We start from the raw sequence: 14,950 nt of genomic DNA, 5'->3' as shown, positions 1-14,950 counted from the left end.
CTCGCCGGCGAGCCGGGATCAGTGACCGAACAGGCGGCCGAGGAAGCAGCGCTTCTCTTCTTCGCAGCAGACCGGAGCCGGGGCGGCACAGGCCGGGGCGGCGGCGCCGCAGTAGCCGGCCGGGGCGCCGTAGCTGTCGCCGTAAACCGGAGCGGCCGGGGCGCCGGCGCACTCGTTGCAGGGCGTTTCGACGACGACGGTCTCCGGGACCATCTTACAAACCTGAACCTGCACCTCTTTGACGACCTGGGTCGGCACGCAGACGGTGTAGGTCTCTTCCACCTGCTCGACGACGGTGTCGTAGCGGGTCACCTGGTACTCCTGGGTCCGCTCTTCCGGGACGCAGACCGTGTAGGTCTCTTCGCGGGTGCGGGTCTCGGTGTTGTAGGTGCAGACGTCCTTGGTCCGGGTGCGGGTCTCGGTGTCGTAGACCGTGACCTGGTACTCGTAGGGCACCTCTTCGACGACGGTGTCGCAGACGGTGCGGGTGCCCTGACGAGTCTCGGTGGTCATCACGCACACCTCGTAGGTGTACGGGACTTCTTCCACGACCGGCTTGCAGACGGTGCGGGTGCCTTCGCGGGTCTCGTAGTTGTTGACCGTCACCTGGTACTCGTACGGCACCTCTTCGGTGACGTACTCGCAGACGGTGCGGGTGCCCTGACGCTCTTCGGTGTCGTAGAGGGTGACCTCGTAGGTGTAGGGCACTTCTTCCTGCACCGGCTTGCAGACGGTGCGGGTCGCTTCGCGGGTCTCGTAGTTGTTGACCGTCACCTGGTACTCGTACGGCACCTCTTCGGTGACGTACTCGCAGACGGTGCGGGTGCCCTGACGGGTCTCGTAGCGGTTCACCGTGGTGGTGTAGGTGTACGGGACCTGCTCGGTGACGTAGCTGTAGGTCGTGACCGGGACCTGCTCGGTGACGTAGTTCGGCACGTAGACGCGCTGGGTCGTCGGGGCGCAGGGGCCGCAGCCGGAACCGGCGTAGGCGGCGCCGTACCCGGCGGAGCCGTTGCCGTGGCGGCCGAACAGCTTGCCGAGGAAGCAGCCGTGACCGTCGTCGCAGCCGCAGGCCGGGGCGGGCTGGCCGCAGTCGCCGCAGGGAGCGGCCGGGGCGCCGTAGGCGGCGTTGCCGCAGGGCACGTCCTGGTAGCCGCCCAGGTCGCGGCAGACCGTCTTGTAGGTGGTCTGCGGGACGCACTTCTGGACGGTGCGGTAGCCGGTCTGCTCGACCGTCTCCGGCACGCACACCTGGTAGGTGTAGGGCACTTCCTTGGTCACCTGACGCTGCACCTGCCGGGTGGCGGTGCGGGTCTCGGTGGTCGGCACGCACACCTGGTAGGTGTAGGGGACCTGCTCCTCGACCATGCGGGTCACGGTGCGGGTGGCCTGGCGGGTCTCGGTGCGGGGGACCTGCACGGTGTAGGTGTAGGGCACCTCTTTCATAACCTGCTTCTGCACCTGCCGGGTGGCGGTGCGGGTCTCGGTGGTCGGCACGCACACCTGATAGGTGTAGGGAACCTGCTCCTCGACCAGGCGGGTCACCTGACGCGTGGCCTGGCGGACCTCGGTCGTGGGGACCTGCACGGTGTACTCGAAGGTCTCCTCACGCGGGACCAGCTTGGTCACCTGACGGGTGGCCTGGCGGGTCTCGGTGCGGGGGACCTGCACCTGGTAGGTCTCTTCGACCTGCGTGGTGACCGGGACGGTCACCTGGTACTCAACGGTGCGGGTCCGAGTCTGCGGGACCTGCACGGTGTAGGTGCGGGTCTTGGTCTCGGTGACCGGCACCTGCTTGGTCACGTCGACCGTGCGGGTGCGGGTTTCCTGGTTATAAACCGTCTCGGTGACCTGGCGGGTCTCCGTGACCAGCTGACGGCGGTAGACCGTCTGGGTCTGGGGGGCGCACGGGGCGCAGCCGCCCAGGGCGGCGCCGTACTCGGCGACCGGGGCGACCGGCGCGCCGTAGCCGGCGACCGCCGGCGCGGCGCTGCAGCCGCACTCGCCGGCCGTGGCCGACGGGCTGGCCGCGAGGGCGGCGCCCACGCAAGCAGCCAGGGAGAGGGACGTGAAACGTCGCATGGTGAGGGAACTCCTCGAAGTTAAGAGGTGGAAGAGGACCGAACGCCGGGAAGACAACTTCATGCGGGGGCGACAGGAGCCCCGTACGATGTTGCGGGCAGTCTGATTCCGGGTCCGTCCGGCCTTCGCTCGCCGACCCGCCGTCCTCGCCCCGCCCGACCCGCAAACGGGATCGGGGGCGACGCGGAACCGCGAGCGAACGTCGAGGTGTTTGGCATCCGAATGCCGACCTTCCGACCCCCGGCCGGTCTCGGTCGAACGCCCGGGCGGGGGAGAAAGTTGTGAAGGGGCGACCAACCCCGCCGCACCCCCGGTACGGACCGCGGGACTCCCCCGCAGACTGCCCAAATCCGGCTGTCTGCAAAGGAAACCCTAAGGCCCCCAGCAGATACGACATCCCCATCTTGCCGCCGCCTCAGAGCGAACGCAAATCCCCCAATCAGCGGGGAGTGGGAAAGGGGGGCAAACTTCACAGGCGCGGGAAATCACGCACGGCCCCGCTGGGGGATCCCCCGGAACGCCGCCACTCCGGGCGGCGCCCGCGCCGTCGAATCGGCCCGGAGAGTCCCCGGACGCCGCCCGCTCCGGCGCCGCGGTCGGATCGGAACGCTCGCCTCCGTCGGCTTTGCGCCCCGCCGCGGGCCGACCGTCGCGATTGCGCGACATCTATGCGTTACGCGGGCGCCGATATAAAAGTTTCGCGCGCATCGCCGGGCACCCCTCACGCGGGGCGCCGTCACCACCCGTCACCGTCCGTCAGATCTCGTCCGCCGCCGCGCCGTCGTCGGCGCCCCGTCACGCCGTCACGCCGTCACGCCGGCGCGTCCGTCGCTCAGGCCGCCCAGGAGCGCGGGGCGGCCGACGCCGCGGCCTCCGGGGCCGGCGCCGGGACGAAGGGGAGCGGCTCCGGCGAAGCCGCCTCCAGCGCCGTCCCGCCCGGCCCCTCGGCGCTGCCGAGCAGTTCCCGCCAAGTGTCCGCGTGCACCGTCAACACGCGGACCGCGTCACGGATGGGGGCGGCGGCGTTGGTGCGGCCGGCCTCGGCGAGACGCCCCAGACAGAACGCGAACCGGGCCTGCACCCCCTCGGCGACGGTGCGGGCGGCCTCCCCGTCGGCCGCGGCGGCGTCCGGCTTCACCCCGGAGAGCAGCTCCGCCACCAGCGCCGTCGCCCGGTCGAGCGCCGCGTAGCCGGCGGCCTCGTCGCGGTCCGGCCCCTCGGCCAGCAGCTCCGCGGCCCGGGCGCTGAACCGCACGGCGGCGTCCGCGAGCATCCCGTGCAGGGCCGCCGGGCTCGCCGTCGTCACCGCCGTCCGCAGGTAGTCGTTCCGGGCGGGGGCGTAGGGGGCGGCGTCGGTCACGGGCGGGGGCGGCCGGGGCGGGGGGAACGGAACGCTTCCCCCATCGGCCGATTCGCCCGTCCCGCCGCGGCGTTAGCCGTTCTTGGAGGGCGGTTCGATCAGCTTGATGCCGGATAGCGCCGACTGGAACGAATTGATCTTCGAGACGGTTTCCTCCATCGCCGCGAACTGCCGCACGAGGCGATCCCGTTTCAACGCCAGCTGCGCTTCCAGGTCCGCCACGCGCTCGCCGATCTCGTTGCGGCGGCGTTCGAGGCTGTCCGATTCGAGTTGCAACAGGCCGTCGAACTGGTCGGTCAGGCCGTCCATGACGGCGTCGGCGGCGACGGCGAAGCCGGCGGTCTTGTTCTGGAAGAAGGCCCGCGTGCCCTCCGGGTCGTCCGCCAGGCGCTCGTCGAGGCGGTCGCGGTTCAGGCTGATCTTGCCGTCCTTCTCCAGCCGGATGCCCACGTCGAACAGCGTCCGCGGGGGCTCGGCGCCGTCGGCGCGGTCCGCGGCGGTCGGCTCCGGGCCGAAGCGTTTGGTGAGCAGGCTTTCGACCCGCCGCAGCACCCGGCCGACGGTCGAGTTGCCCTGCAACACGCCGCGCTCGTTGGTCTCCGGATCGAACTTGGTGAGGTCGCCGGCGAGGTCGATCAGGCCGTTGTAGGCGCTGACGAAGGCCTGCAAGGCGCTGCCCACGCCGGAGGCGTCCCGGCCGACGGTCACGGTCACCGGTTCGCCGGTCGCCTGCTTGATCGTCACGCCGACGCCGCCGGGCAGGTCCTCGAACACGCCGTCCGAATCGGCCCGCAGGAAGCCGCCGCTGGCGTTGGCGCCCACGGCCAGCAGGGCGTCCTCGCCCCGCACGCTCACCGAGGCCCCCAGCCCGGCCCGCGCCCCCGTGAAGGGGGCGGCCAACCCGGAGTCGTCGATGCGAAACCGCCCCGCCGACCCGGTGTCCGTCGCGGTCAGCAGCAGGCGGGAGGGCGCCAGCGTGGTGCCGTCGTCGGCGATCTGGGCGGTCACGCCGAAGTCCCCGGCGTTGAGCCGGTCGGCGAGGTCCTGCAACGTGTCGCCGGCCTCCAGGGTGAGCACGGTCGCGTCGCGGGCGCTCAGCGTGCCGTCCTTGACCGTGCCGGTCAGCCGCAGGGCGTCGGCGGCGACGTTGTCAGTCACCGTCAGTTCGCCGGCCCCGCCCGCCGTGTCGACCAGCCGGAAGCCGTCGCCGGTGGCGTTCAATTCCGCCGTCACCCCGGCGCCGGCGCCGCCGTTCGCGGCCGCGGCGGCCGCGTTGAAGGCGTCGAGGAAGTCGCCCAGCGTGGCGTCGTCGGCGAGTTCGCCCAGGTCGAGCGTCACCTCGACGCCGGCGCTGTCGGTCACCTTCAAGTCGCCCCGCACGCCGTTCGCCCCGCCGCCGCTGATCTCGCCGGCGAAGTCGGCCAGCGCCGTCGCCCGCCCCACCGACCGCCGGGCCACCGCCCCGCCGACGGCCTCGTCGTCGGCGAAGCTGCCCGCGATCCCCAGATCCGCGGCCAGCGAGCCGGAGAGGTCCGCGATTGTCAGCGAACCGGCCCCGCCGGAGGCGTCCGTGATCGTCAGCCCCTTCTCGCCGGCCTCCGCCCGCAGGTTCAGCCCGCTGTCGTTGATGGCGGAGATCACCTCGTCCAGGCTCTCCGCGGCGGAGAGGTCCAGCGTCGCGCTCGCCCCGGCGCGGTTGGTGAGTTGAATCTCGCCCCCGGCGATCCCGGCCGGGCCGCCCATGTTCCGCAGCAGCACGGAGTCCAGCCCGGCCAGCAGCTTGCCGCCGACGAGTCGGTCGTCGCCGTCGCCGTTCACGTCGAGTTCCGGCGTCCCCTCCAGTCCCAGCCCGCGGAGCACGTCGGCGCCGTTCTGGTTGGTGAGGGTCAGCACGCCGGCCCCGACCGGCGGATCGGCCGGTGCGGTGCGATCGGTGAGAATGAGGCGGCCGTCGGTCAGTTCCGCCGTGAGTTTGCCGGCGTTGTCCTCATGATCGTTGAGCGCCGCGACGAGCCCGGCGAGCGTGGGGGCGGCGTCGAGGTCCAGCGAAAAGGTCGTGCCGTCGGCCAGTTCGACGCCGAGGTCGGCCAGCGCGTCCTCGCCGGAGGGGGCCCCGCCGACGGTTTTCAGGCCGACGCCGTCGTCCATCAGGTCGAAGGTGAAGTCGCCGGAGACGTAGTACACCTCTTCTCCCGCGATCGTCCCCGCCCCGCTGCCGACCAGGCCGAGGTCGCTGGCGGTGCGGCCGCCGCCGATGTCGGCGACGGTCAGCGTGCCGGCGGAGCCGTCCGGGTTCGACAGGTCCTCCAGCACAAAGGCCCCGCCCTCCACGCGGGCGCTCAGGGCGACGCCCTCGGCGTTGTTGAAGGCGTTCAACACGTCCGCGGTGGTGCGGGCGGCGCTGAGGTCCACGGTAGCGACGTTGCCGGTCGCGTCCGTCACCCGCACCTCGCCCCGCCGCACGCCCGCGCCGCCGTTGAGCAGGTCCAGCGGCGTCTCCCCCTTCACCCCGGGGTGTTGGCTGAAGACGAGTTCCCCCACCCCGACGGCGGCGTCCGGCGAGGCGAACCCGCGGGTGGTCGTCGCGTGGGCGCTGGCGGTTCGCAGCGGGGTGAACACGGTCGTGCCGACCGGCGAATCGCTGTCGGCGCTGACGGCCAGGGCGGCCGTGTCCGAGGATTTGACGGTGTGGGCCTCGAAGGTCTCCGGCTTGCCCAGCCGCTCCGCCGCCACGCCGACCGTCAGGGCGAAGGCGCTCAGCCCGTCCAGCCCGCTGGCCTCCGCCTTCAGCGTGGCCTGCCGGTTGGTCAACTTGGAGATCGTGCCCTTCTGGGCGTTGATCAGCGCGTCGATAATCGCCCCGGTGTCGATCCCGGTGGCGAGGCCGATCGAAGAGGTGACGACCGACATGCGAGGTTTCTGTGGGCGGGGGCGGGGCGGCGGCGGGGGTCCGTCGCTCAAGGTCGCCCCGCCGCCCGCCCGGGGTTGAGCCGCGGTGCGGTCGTACCGGTTAGGCAGACGGCTCGCCCGCCGCCGGCCCGTTTGACGGCTTCCCTGGCTCCCGCGAGACTTCGGCGACTACGGATCAGCCGGCTCCTATCGTTCAACGCCGTCCCGTCCCGCCTCGCCCGCCCGCCGCCCCATGACGTTCTCCCCGGCCGCGTCCCTCCCGGTCCTGTGCGCCGCGGCGTTGATCGGGTCGCTGTGCGGCGCCCCCGCCCCGGCTCAGGAACCGACGCGGGGCCCCGCACAGGGCGCCGCCGGGCCGCGGGCGGAGCGGCCCAACGTGCTGTTCATCATGGTGGACGACCTGGGGAAGGACTGGATCGGCTGCTACGGGGCCGACGACGTCGAAACGCCCCACATCGACGCCCTCGCCGCCGGCGGGATGAAGTTCCATAACGCCTGGTCGATGCCGCAGTGCACGCCCACGCGGGTCGCCCTACTGACGGGCCAGTACCCCTGGCGGACCGGCTGGGTGAACCACTGGGACGTGCCCCGCTGGGGCGTGGGCTACTTCGACTGGCGGGAGTACGTCACGTTCGCCCGGGTGATGCGGTCCGCCGGCTACGCCGCCGCCGCCGCCGGCAAGTGGCAGATCAACGACTTTCGCCTCGAGCCGCAGGCGATGAAAAAGCACGGGTTCGACGACTGGTGCATGTGGACCGGCTACGAGGCCGGCAACCCGCCCAGCGCCGCACGCTATTGGGACCCCTATATCAACTCCCCCGAGGGCAGCCGCACCCGCGAGGGCGCCTTCGGCCCGGACGTCTACGCGGACTGCCTGATCGACTTTATGAAGGCGAACCGCGACGAACCGATGTGCCTGTATTTCCCGATGGCCCTCACGCACGGCCCGCTGGTCGCGACCCCGGACGAGCCGGACGCCGACGCCGGCCTGGAGAAACACCGGGCGATGGTCCGCTACACGGACAAGCTGGTCGGCCGGTTGGTGGCGGCGCTCGACGACCTCGGCCTGCGGGACGACACGATCGTCTTTTTCACCACCGACAACGGCACCAGCGGCCGCCTGCGGGGCACGATCGGCGGGGTGAAACCCAGCGGCGGGAAGGCCTCGAAGTACGAGGGCGGCGTCTCGATGCCGTTCATCGTCAACGGTCCCGGCCGCGTGCCGGCCGGCGTCGAGACCGACGCCCTCACCGATTTCACCGACATCTTGCCCACCTTCGCCGAACTCGCCGGCGCCGAACTGCCGGAGGGCGCCGAGATCGACGGCGTTTCCCTCGCCCCCCTGCTGCTCGGCGAGGCGGACGACTCCCCCCGGGAGTGGATCCTGTCGATGGGCCACGGCCCCGCCCTGCTGGACGAGGACGGCGTGCGCGGGAAGACCCCCTACGTCGGCCGCGTGCTGCGGGACAAGCGCTGGAAGGTCTGGGTGGACACGGACCGCCGGATCGAACAGCTCTACGACATGAAACACGACCCGCAGGAGCGTACGAACCTGCTGCCGCTGGAGGACGACGCCCCGGCGGGCGCCGCCGAGGCGCTGGCGAAGTTCAGGGCGGTCGTGGCCGGCCTGCCCGCCGTCGACGCCCGCCCCCGTTACGCGCCCCGCCCCGCCAACCCTTGGGACAAGCGCCCCAGGGCCCGCCGGAACCGGGGGGCCGCCGCCGCGCGGTAAGGCCGCCGCCCGTCACGCGGACTTCTTCCGCGCGAGGGCGAGTTTTTCCGCGCGAGGGCGAGTTTCGTCGCGTGGACCCGGTCGAGTTCGCCCTCGTACGGGGCCAGCAACGCCACGACGCCGACGTAGTCCCGCCGGCGGAACGCCTCGTCCGCCTCACGGTCGGGGCTCAGCGAACGAGGGCGTCGGCGTCCGCCTCAGAACCCCTTCATCGTTCCCGAGCAAACGCCACAGGGGCACGTGATCGTCAGCCCGTTCCGCTGCGGGAACTCTTCGACCTGGATGACGGAGCGGCAGGCGGGGCAATGCACCGAGTCGTTGAGGCCAGCGTGAAACGCCATTGAAGCGAGCAGATGCTCCCGTGCCCCGACGCGGCCGGCGAGGCCCGCGCTGCGCACGAGTTCGTCGGCTTCCCGTTCGAGTTCGGCGAAGGTCGCCATGAATTTATCCCTCCGACGAACCGTCGGCGGGCCGGCGGGCGTCGCCGCGGAAGAACCGCGCCTTGTGGTCGGTCGTCGGCATCAGGCAAACGTCGTGCCGGCCGAAGAGCGCGTAGCGGTTGCGGGCGAGGCGGTCGTACAGCCAGTCCCGCAGCGCCCGCGGCAGCAGCCAGCCGACGCACGCGACCGGCCAGGGGAACGGCAGCCGCCGCATGATCCGCAGGAACGCGGACGACTTCGTATAAATGTTCGGCCCCTCGATCACCGCCATCGTGTCGTAGCGGTCGGTCGGCAGGCCGTAGTGCTCCAAGATCGCCTCGCCCTCCGGCGACTGCACCGTGGCGAGTTGAAAGCGGCGCCGGACGTCGTGCCGAATGAGGAACCGCGCCCAGACGGCGCAGAGTTTACACACCCCGTCGAACAGCACGATCCGATCGTCAGGGCCGACTCCCGGGGCGAGACCTGCGTGCGGATCCATAACGAACAGCGTATCGCCGTCGCTGGCCGGCGCCTCAGCCGTTAAAGGCGCAGCTGGTCGGTTCGCCCTGTTCGTGCTCCACGCTGGCGACGTGACGCTCGTCCCACGGCAGGGCGTAGCTGGTTTCGTATTCGCCCGCCGCCAGATCGAAGAACGCCACCTCCTCCAGCGTGACGGCCGCGGCGACGGCCTCGGGGGTCTCCTCGACCAGCCGATCCTCCGGCACGCCGAGGGATTGGAAATGATCGCGGGAATAGTTGCGGAGCAGGAGGACCGCGTCCGCGGCGATCACGGCGTCGATGTTGGAGAGCACCAGTTCGATCGCCGCGACCTCCACCGGCGTCGGCGCCCCCTGCCCGTCGCTCCGAATCACCGAGACCCGCACCGCCGGCCGCCCCCCGGGCAGCGCCGCGTCCTCGGCGACCCACACGTCCTCGTCTTCTTCCTCGAAGGTCATCGGGGGGCTTTCAATCGGGCCGGGGGAAACGCCGGGGCAGCATACCACGGGGCGCCGCGGGTGTTCCCATGAGCCCCGACCGTGAGGGAGGGGCCGCTCTCGACGGTGCGAACGCCCCGCGACGGCTGGTTCCACGTCCCGCGGGCGGCACGGCGTGCGGCCCCGGCAGAGCGGCCGCCTCCCTCACGGTCGGGGCTCAGCGGACGACGGCGCCCGGCGCCATGCGTCCACGCCGTCGCAGTATGACGCCGCACGATCAACCCGAAGCGTCAGCGAGGACGTCGGCCGCAGGCCGACGTGCTGCGCACGCCGGGTCCCTCGCTGACGCTTCGGGTTGGTTTGAAAAGCGGCTCAGCCCCCATGCAGACCTTCGCTCGGATCGACACGGCCTCCTCGTTTGATTTGCAGGCCGGCGCCGAGGCCGCACAGGACCGCCGACGCGAGAACTAATAGCACGCCGACCGCCCACACCGGCAGGCTCCAGAGCAGCATCCCGCCGGGGTTCGTCAGCAGTACGGTCCCGTCGGCCCGCCGCACGACGTTACGGGCGCCGAGGGCGCGTTCCTCGCCGACCCAATGAATGAGGGCGACCATCAGATCCTGTATCCGCCACAGCACGGCGGCGCCCGCGGCGAACGCCGACGCCCCCAGACCGACGCACAGGACGGCGGCGCAGCGGGGTGTCCGCATTGTATTCATTTCATGCCGGGGCGGACCGAAATCGCCGGTTTACTCCTCCGGATTCGCCTTCGGCTCCACCACGCCGAACAAACATCCGCCCTTGTCGTCGTGTTGCCAGGTGCCGGCGTAGCGGGTTTGGCCGGAGCCGGTTTTATGAACGAGCACCCGGGCGCTGAAGGTGCCCAGGCCGGGGAGCGTCGTTTCCTCCAGCGTGATCACCGGCGTGTCGCCGGCCCAAAAGACCTTCACCGGCACCGGGACCGTCACGTCGTTCGCCCCGTATTTGATCCGGGCGGCGATCGTCCAGAGGTCGTCCTTCACGTAGCTGACCTGGCCAATTTCGTAACGCTCCTCCGGCAGCTTGTCCGCGGCCCCGTCGATCGAGAACCGGCCGGTCAACGTGGCGCCGGTCATCAGGGCGGCGAAGGCGTCGCGGCGGGCCGCGGCGGCGGGTTCGTCCAGCGGCTGGTCCACCACGATGGCGCCGTCGGTCGGGGCGGCGGGCTCGGTCCGCGGGGGGATCGGGGGGCCCGGCGGGTCGGCGGGCGGCTGGCCCGGGCCGGCGGGCAGGCAGGCGAGCAGCACGCAGGACAGGGCGTTCATCGGAGCTCCTTCGGTCCGACCGGGCGGGGCGCGTCGGACGGGTGGGTTGGGACGGGGAACGGGCCGGATCATACTCGCCCCCGACCGCCCGCTCGCCCCCCGCCGGCTCGCCCCCGCCAAGTTCGGCCCCCGTCACGTCGCCCCCTGTAAGGCCGTCCCCGTGAAACTTCTCCTCCTGATGCGGCACGCCCACGCGGAGGACCGCGCGGCGACCGACTTCGACCGCCCGCTGTCCGCCCGCGGGCGGGCGGAGGCGGACGCCGTCGGCGACGCCCTCGCCGAGGCGAACCTCCTGCCGGAGGCGATTCTCGCCTCCCCGGCGCTGCGGACGGCCACCACCGCCCAACGGGTCGCCGCCCGCCTGCCGGACGCCCCGCCGGTGCAGACCGTGCCGACGCTCTACGGCGCCGGCGTACTCGAGCAGCGGGAGGCCCTGCGGACCTGCGGGGACGTCGACTCCGTGCTGCTGGTCGCCCACAACCCCGGCGTCGCCGACCATTTGGCCGAACTCGGCGGGGCCCCCGTCCGCTGCCCGCCGGCGACCTGCGTGGCCTTCGAGATCCCCGTGGACGACTGGGCGAACCTCGGCCCGCACGCCGCCGCCACCGAGGTGCGCCGGGTGGGGGGATAGCGGCCCGGGCGTCCCCGTCCCCCCTCGCCCCCCTTTTGGGGGAGAGGGGTCGGGGGTGAGGGGGCGGTGATTCCCGAACGCTGTTCACCGTCCGCCGGCTCACCCGCCAGACGGTTGATCGCCGCAGCGAGCGGCAGCGGGCGAACCGTGCGCCCCCTCACCCCCGGCCCCTCTCCCTCCAGGGAGAGGGGAGAGAGAGTCACGCCGCGGCGGGGACTTTGTGCGGGCGCTTGCGGCCGGGGGTCCAGACGGCGGCGAGTTGGACGACGACGCTGATCGCCACGGCCCAGGACAGACCCCACTCCGCCGGGGCGCCGAACAGCAGGCAGCCGGCCAGGCCGGTCAGGCCGGTCAGCAGCACGGTGCGGAGCCGCAGCCGCTTGGGCCGGTAGCCGTCCGCGTGCCGCCACCAGCGCCGCATCCCCAACGTCCAGACGAACGACAGAACCAGCGAGACCGCCGACAGCCCCGCGGCCGACAGCGCCCGTTCGCCCGTGATCTGAAACAGCAGGGAGTCCCGCGTGACGGGGATCGAGATCAGCAGCGTCTCGGTCAGCCCCCAGGCCGTCAAACCGAGCAGGGCGCCGACGACGACCAGCGGGACGCGGCGGAGCCAGTGGCGGGGGGAGTTTTTGTCGAAGCGACCCTCGGTGAGTTTGCTGCACAGCAGCACGCCCCAACTGGCCAGCGCGGTGATCAGGCCGAACAGCGTCGCCTCCGGCACGGTGCGCACGGCGCCGGTGAGGAGCACCAGCCCCGCGACCGCGACGCTGAGCGCCCCGGCGACCGCCGCCGAGCCGGCGAACTCCGTCGCCCGCCGCCAGCCGGACAGGCGCCGCGGGTCCTCCGGCCCCAGCGGGACCGGCCGCGGCTGCGGGCGGGGTCGCGGCGGCGGGGGGGCGGAGACGCGCACCGGCACGGCGCCGACGCGGCGGTGGTACTCGTGCGAATACTGGGTGGCGTCCGGCCGGTTCCCGGCCCGGTCCTCGCGCTCCCGCAGGCGGGCGTGCTCCCGGTCGTGCCAGTCGTCGTCGCGGCGGGCGGCCTCCGCCTCCCCGCCGGCGAGCCACTTCACCAGGCGGAACACCCCGTAGCCCAGCGCCCCGAGGATCGCCAACTCCCAGGTCGACGCCGCGATCCCGCGGGCCAGTCGCGGCGAGAAGACGACGAGCATGATCGCCGCAATGGCGATCCAGGACACGACGGAACTCCGCCTGCCGAGCCGGCCCGCCGCCTCCTGTCGTTCGAGCTCCCGCCGCTCCGCGTCGCGGCGGCGTTCGGCCCGCTCCTCCCGGCGCTGCCGGGCCTGCTGTTCGTCCCAGACGGCGTCCGCGTCCGGGTCGCTCCCGCCGGAGACCGGCACGCGGACGGCGGCGAACTCCAGATCGGCCGGTTCGTCCCGCAGTTCGTCCCGCCGCGGGTCGACCCCGTGCCTGTTAGAACCGTGTCCGCGGACGGCGGCGCGGAACTCGCGTTCCAACTGCCCCACGCTGGCGGTGCGTTTTTCGGGGTCTTTCTGCAGCGCCCGGGCGAACACCGGCTTGAGGGCCGGCGGCAGCGGGGAGAGGTCCGGCGGGGCGGACAGGTGCTTCATCAGGATCTCGGCGGGGGTCTCCCCGTCGAACGGCACCGTGCCGGTGTACATCTCGAACAGCATCACGGCGAGGGCGTAAATATCGACGCCCCGCCCGTACTTCCCGCGGGCGATCTCCGGCGCCATGTAATACACGGTGCCGACGCTTTTGGTGTGCTCGCTGCCGCGGCTCTCGGAGATAAATTTGGACAGGCCGACGTCGCCGATTTTGACCGTGCCGCCCTCGGCGAAGATGTTCGCCGGTTTGAGATCGCGGTGCACCAGGCCGCGTTCGTGCAGGAAGGTCAGCCCGGCGGTCAGACCGCGGAGCCAGCGTTCGATCTCCTCCACGGGCAGTTTGCCGCGGTCCTCCAGCACGTCGGCCAGGCGCGGGCCGCCGGCGTATTCCATCAGCACCCACCAATCGCCCGACCCGTCCCGTTTAATATCGTAGATCGTGATCAGGTTGGGGTGATTGAGGTTCAAGCAGGCGTTCGCCCCCCGCAGTTCGACCTCGGTGTGTTGATGAAGCAGCTTCATCGCCACCTCTTTGCCGCCGTCGCTCAGCCCGTAGTAGACCTCCCCGAACCCGCCGCGGTGGATCGCCCGTTTGAGGGTGTAGCCTTCCAGCGGACGGCTCTCCGGCGGGTGCGTGAAGCGTCCGCCGCTGCTGGGCTGGGAGCTCATGGGGGCGGCGCCGGGGGGGCGGGTGGAGGGGGGGCCGAACTGCGTTTCGGCGGCGTCGGCGGCGGCGGCGTGCGTCACGGCGGCGTCGGACGGGCGGGGCATCGTGCGGGCCGTGGCGGGAGACGCGGGGGGCGACGGAACGGGGCGGCGTCGGGACGAACGTCGGACGCCGGGCGGCGGATCAGGGTTCCCGGAAGGTCAGGGTTCCCGGAACCGGGATTCCCGAGATTGGGGGAGCCCGCCGGGGCGGGGTCCGCGTGCTGTTCGTCGGGGGCGGAGGGATCTTGGCGAGAATCCGGACGGACGACGCACATTGCCTCGATTCGCCGCGACGCCTCATTCCCCGTACTCCCGCAGGCGCTCCGGGCGGCGGAGGAAGAAGTACAGCGCCCCGCCCCACGGCGGGGTCAGCAGCACGACGTAGGCCCACCCCAGCTTGCCCCAGCCATCGTCCGGTTCGTGCCGCAACACGTCCGCCAGCAGCCAGCCCTGCACGCCGGCCAGCAGCACGACGAGCACGACGCACAGCAGCACGGCGAGCAGCCCCACCAGACTGAGGAAGAACGACATCGGCGGCGGGAGGTCGGGGGGAGCGGGGAAACGCGGTCGCCCGGCGGGCGGTTCACCCGGCGGACGACTCCCGCGAGGGCAGGGCTTCGAGCCGCAGCGAGACGCCCCCGCCGGTCAGCACGTCGCCCGCCGCGGCGGGGCGCCATTCTAACGCCGCCGAACCGCCCGCGGGCGCAGCGGCGCCGGGTTCTGAACCGGACGTCGGCTCCGCCCCGCGGACCTGCCAGCCGTCCGGCCCGGGGCGGAACAGCAGTTGGCCGGTCGCCCCCCGCACGCGGACGTGGCAGTCCGTGCCGCCGCCGACGATCACCGGCCCGGCGGCGATCACCGCGTGCTCCAGCCGCACCGGCCCCCAGCCCGGCGCCGGACGGTGGGCGCTGTCGATCCGCACGACGGCGGCGGCCGACAGCGGGTGCGGGGCCGTCGCCGTCCCCCGCACCGCCCCGTCGCGGCCCAGCGTGAAGGCCCCGCCGTCGTTCAGGGCGGTCAGTGCGCCGCGCTCCTCCAGCGCCCAGCCCTCCCCGGCCCGCACGACCGCCGCCTGCACCGGCGACAACGGCGCCGCCAACGGCAGGTCGGCGCTCTCGTCCCCCCCGTCCCCGGAGCGTCGGGGCGGACCGCCGAGCGTCAGCCGGTCCCCCGGCCGCAACAGCACGGCCCCGAGGGCGTCGACCCAGGCGATCAGGGAGGGGGCGGGCATGAATGAACCGCGAGAGGAACTGGAGCCGCGACCGTCAGGGAGCGTC

The 14,950-nt window shown here is 72.4% G+C and carries 13 protein-coding genes; 2 read left to right on the top strand and 11 right to left on the bottom strand.

Annotated features, from left to right (window positions below; genetic code table 11):
- Positions 1-18: 18 nt before the first annotated feature.
- From ACG2DA_RS16605 to fliD, 3 genes are all read right to left on the bottom strand, one after another.
- Entirely contained in the window at positions 19-2,046 is a 2,028-nt protein-coding gene (locus tag ACG2DA_RS16605) for a hypothetical protein (protein WP_395256912.1), read from the bottom strand.
- Positions 2,047-2,914: 868 nt separating this feature from the next.
- On the bottom strand, positions 2,915-3,442 hold the full coding sequence (gene fliS / locus ACG2DA_RS16600) for a flagellar export chaperone FliS (RefSeq protein ID WP_395256911.1): 528 nt from the start codon (positions 3,440-3,442) through the stop codon (positions 2,915-2,917).
- Positions 3,443-3,514: 72 nt separating this feature from the next.
- Complete coding sequence (fliD, locus tag ACG2DA_RS16595; RefSeq protein WP_395256910.1) at positions 3,515-6,352, bottom strand: flagellar filament capping protein FliD; 2,838 nt, start codon at positions 6,350-6,352, stop codon at positions 3,515-3,517.
- A gap of 232 nt (positions 6,353-6,584) precedes the next feature.
- On the opposite strand from fliD, the gene ACG2DA_RS16590 reads away from it, so the two are divergent.
- Positions 6,585-8,084 (top strand): sulfatase-like hydrolase/transferase, encoded by a 1,500-nt coding sequence (locus ACG2DA_RS16590; protein WP_395256909.1) that lies wholly within the window; start codon positions 6,585-6,587, stop codon positions 8,082-8,084.
- 197 nt (positions 8,085-8,281) lie between these two features.
- On the opposite strand, the gene ACG2DA_RS16585 is transcribed toward ACG2DA_RS16590, so the two are convergent.
- The 5 genes from ACG2DA_RS16585 to ACG2DA_RS16565 form a co-directional block, all read right to left on the bottom strand.
- Positions 8,282-8,524, bottom strand: coding sequence for a hypothetical protein (locus tag ACG2DA_RS16585; protein WP_395256908.1), 243 nt, complete (start codon positions 8,522-8,524; stop codon positions 8,282-8,284).
- A 4-nt stretch (positions 8,525-8,528) separates the two neighbouring features.
- On the bottom strand, positions 8,529-9,002 hold the full coding sequence (locus ACG2DA_RS16580) for a thiol-disulfide oxidoreductase DCC family protein (protein ID WP_395256907.1): 474 nt from the start codon (positions 9,000-9,002) through the stop codon (positions 8,529-8,531).
- A gap of 34 nt (positions 9,003-9,036) precedes the next feature.
- A complete protein-coding gene (locus ACG2DA_RS16575) occupies positions 9,037-9,459 on the bottom strand; it encodes a hypothetical protein (RefSeq protein ID WP_395256906.1) in 423 nt (140 codons plus the stop codon).
- A 351-nt stretch (positions 9,460-9,810) separates the two neighbouring features.
- Complete coding sequence (locus ACG2DA_RS16570; protein ID WP_395256905.1) at positions 9,811-10,149, bottom strand: hypothetical protein; 339 nt, start codon at positions 10,147-10,149, stop codon at positions 9,811-9,813.
- Between the two features lie 39 nt (positions 10,150-10,188).
- Positions 10,189-10,743, bottom strand: coding sequence for a hypothetical protein (locus ACG2DA_RS16565; protein WP_395256904.1), 555 nt, complete (start codon positions 10,741-10,743; stop codon positions 10,189-10,191).
- 160 nt (positions 10,744-10,903) lie between these two features.
- Here ACG2DA_RS16565 and ACG2DA_RS16560 point away from each other — a divergent pair, with 160 nt between their 5' ends.
- Positions 10,904-11,374, top strand: a complete 471-nt coding sequence (locus ACG2DA_RS16560; RefSeq protein ID WP_395256903.1) for a SixA phosphatase family protein — start codon at positions 10,904-10,906, stop codon at positions 11,372-11,374.
- 199 nt (positions 11,375-11,573) lie between these two features.
- Here ACG2DA_RS16560 and ACG2DA_RS16555 read toward each other — a convergent pair whose 3' ends face one another.
- The 3 genes from ACG2DA_RS16555 to ACG2DA_RS16545 all read right to left on the bottom strand — a co-directional run bounded on the left by ACG2DA_RS16555 (position 11,574) and on the right by ACG2DA_RS16545 (position 14,904).
- The gene (locus ACG2DA_RS16555; protein ID WP_395256902.1) at positions 11,574-13,736 is read right to left on the bottom strand and encodes a serine/threonine-protein kinase; all 2,163 of its coding nucleotides are present in this window, start codon (positions 13,734-13,736) and stop codon (positions 11,574-11,576) included.
- Between the two features lie 234 nt (positions 13,737-13,970).
- Positions 13,971-14,204, bottom strand: coding sequence for a PLDc N-terminal domain-containing protein (locus ACG2DA_RS16550; RefSeq protein ID WP_395256901.1), 234 nt, complete (start codon positions 14,202-14,204; stop codon positions 13,971-13,973).
- Between the two features lie 52 nt (positions 14,205-14,256).
- Positions 14,257-14,904, bottom strand: a complete 648-nt coding sequence (locus tag ACG2DA_RS16545; protein WP_395256900.1) for a hypothetical protein — start codon at positions 14,902-14,904, stop codon at positions 14,257-14,259.
- Between the last annotated feature and the right edge of the window lie 46 nt (positions 14,905-14,950).

The organism is Alienimonas sp. DA493 (assembly GCF_043951915.1).
Taxonomy (GTDB): domain Bacteria; phylum Planctomycetota; class Planctomycetia; order Planctomycetales; family Planctomycetaceae; genus Alienimonas.
Note: the sequence above shows the minus strand (reverse complement) of the source record. Positions and strands in the feature narration are given on the sequence as shown.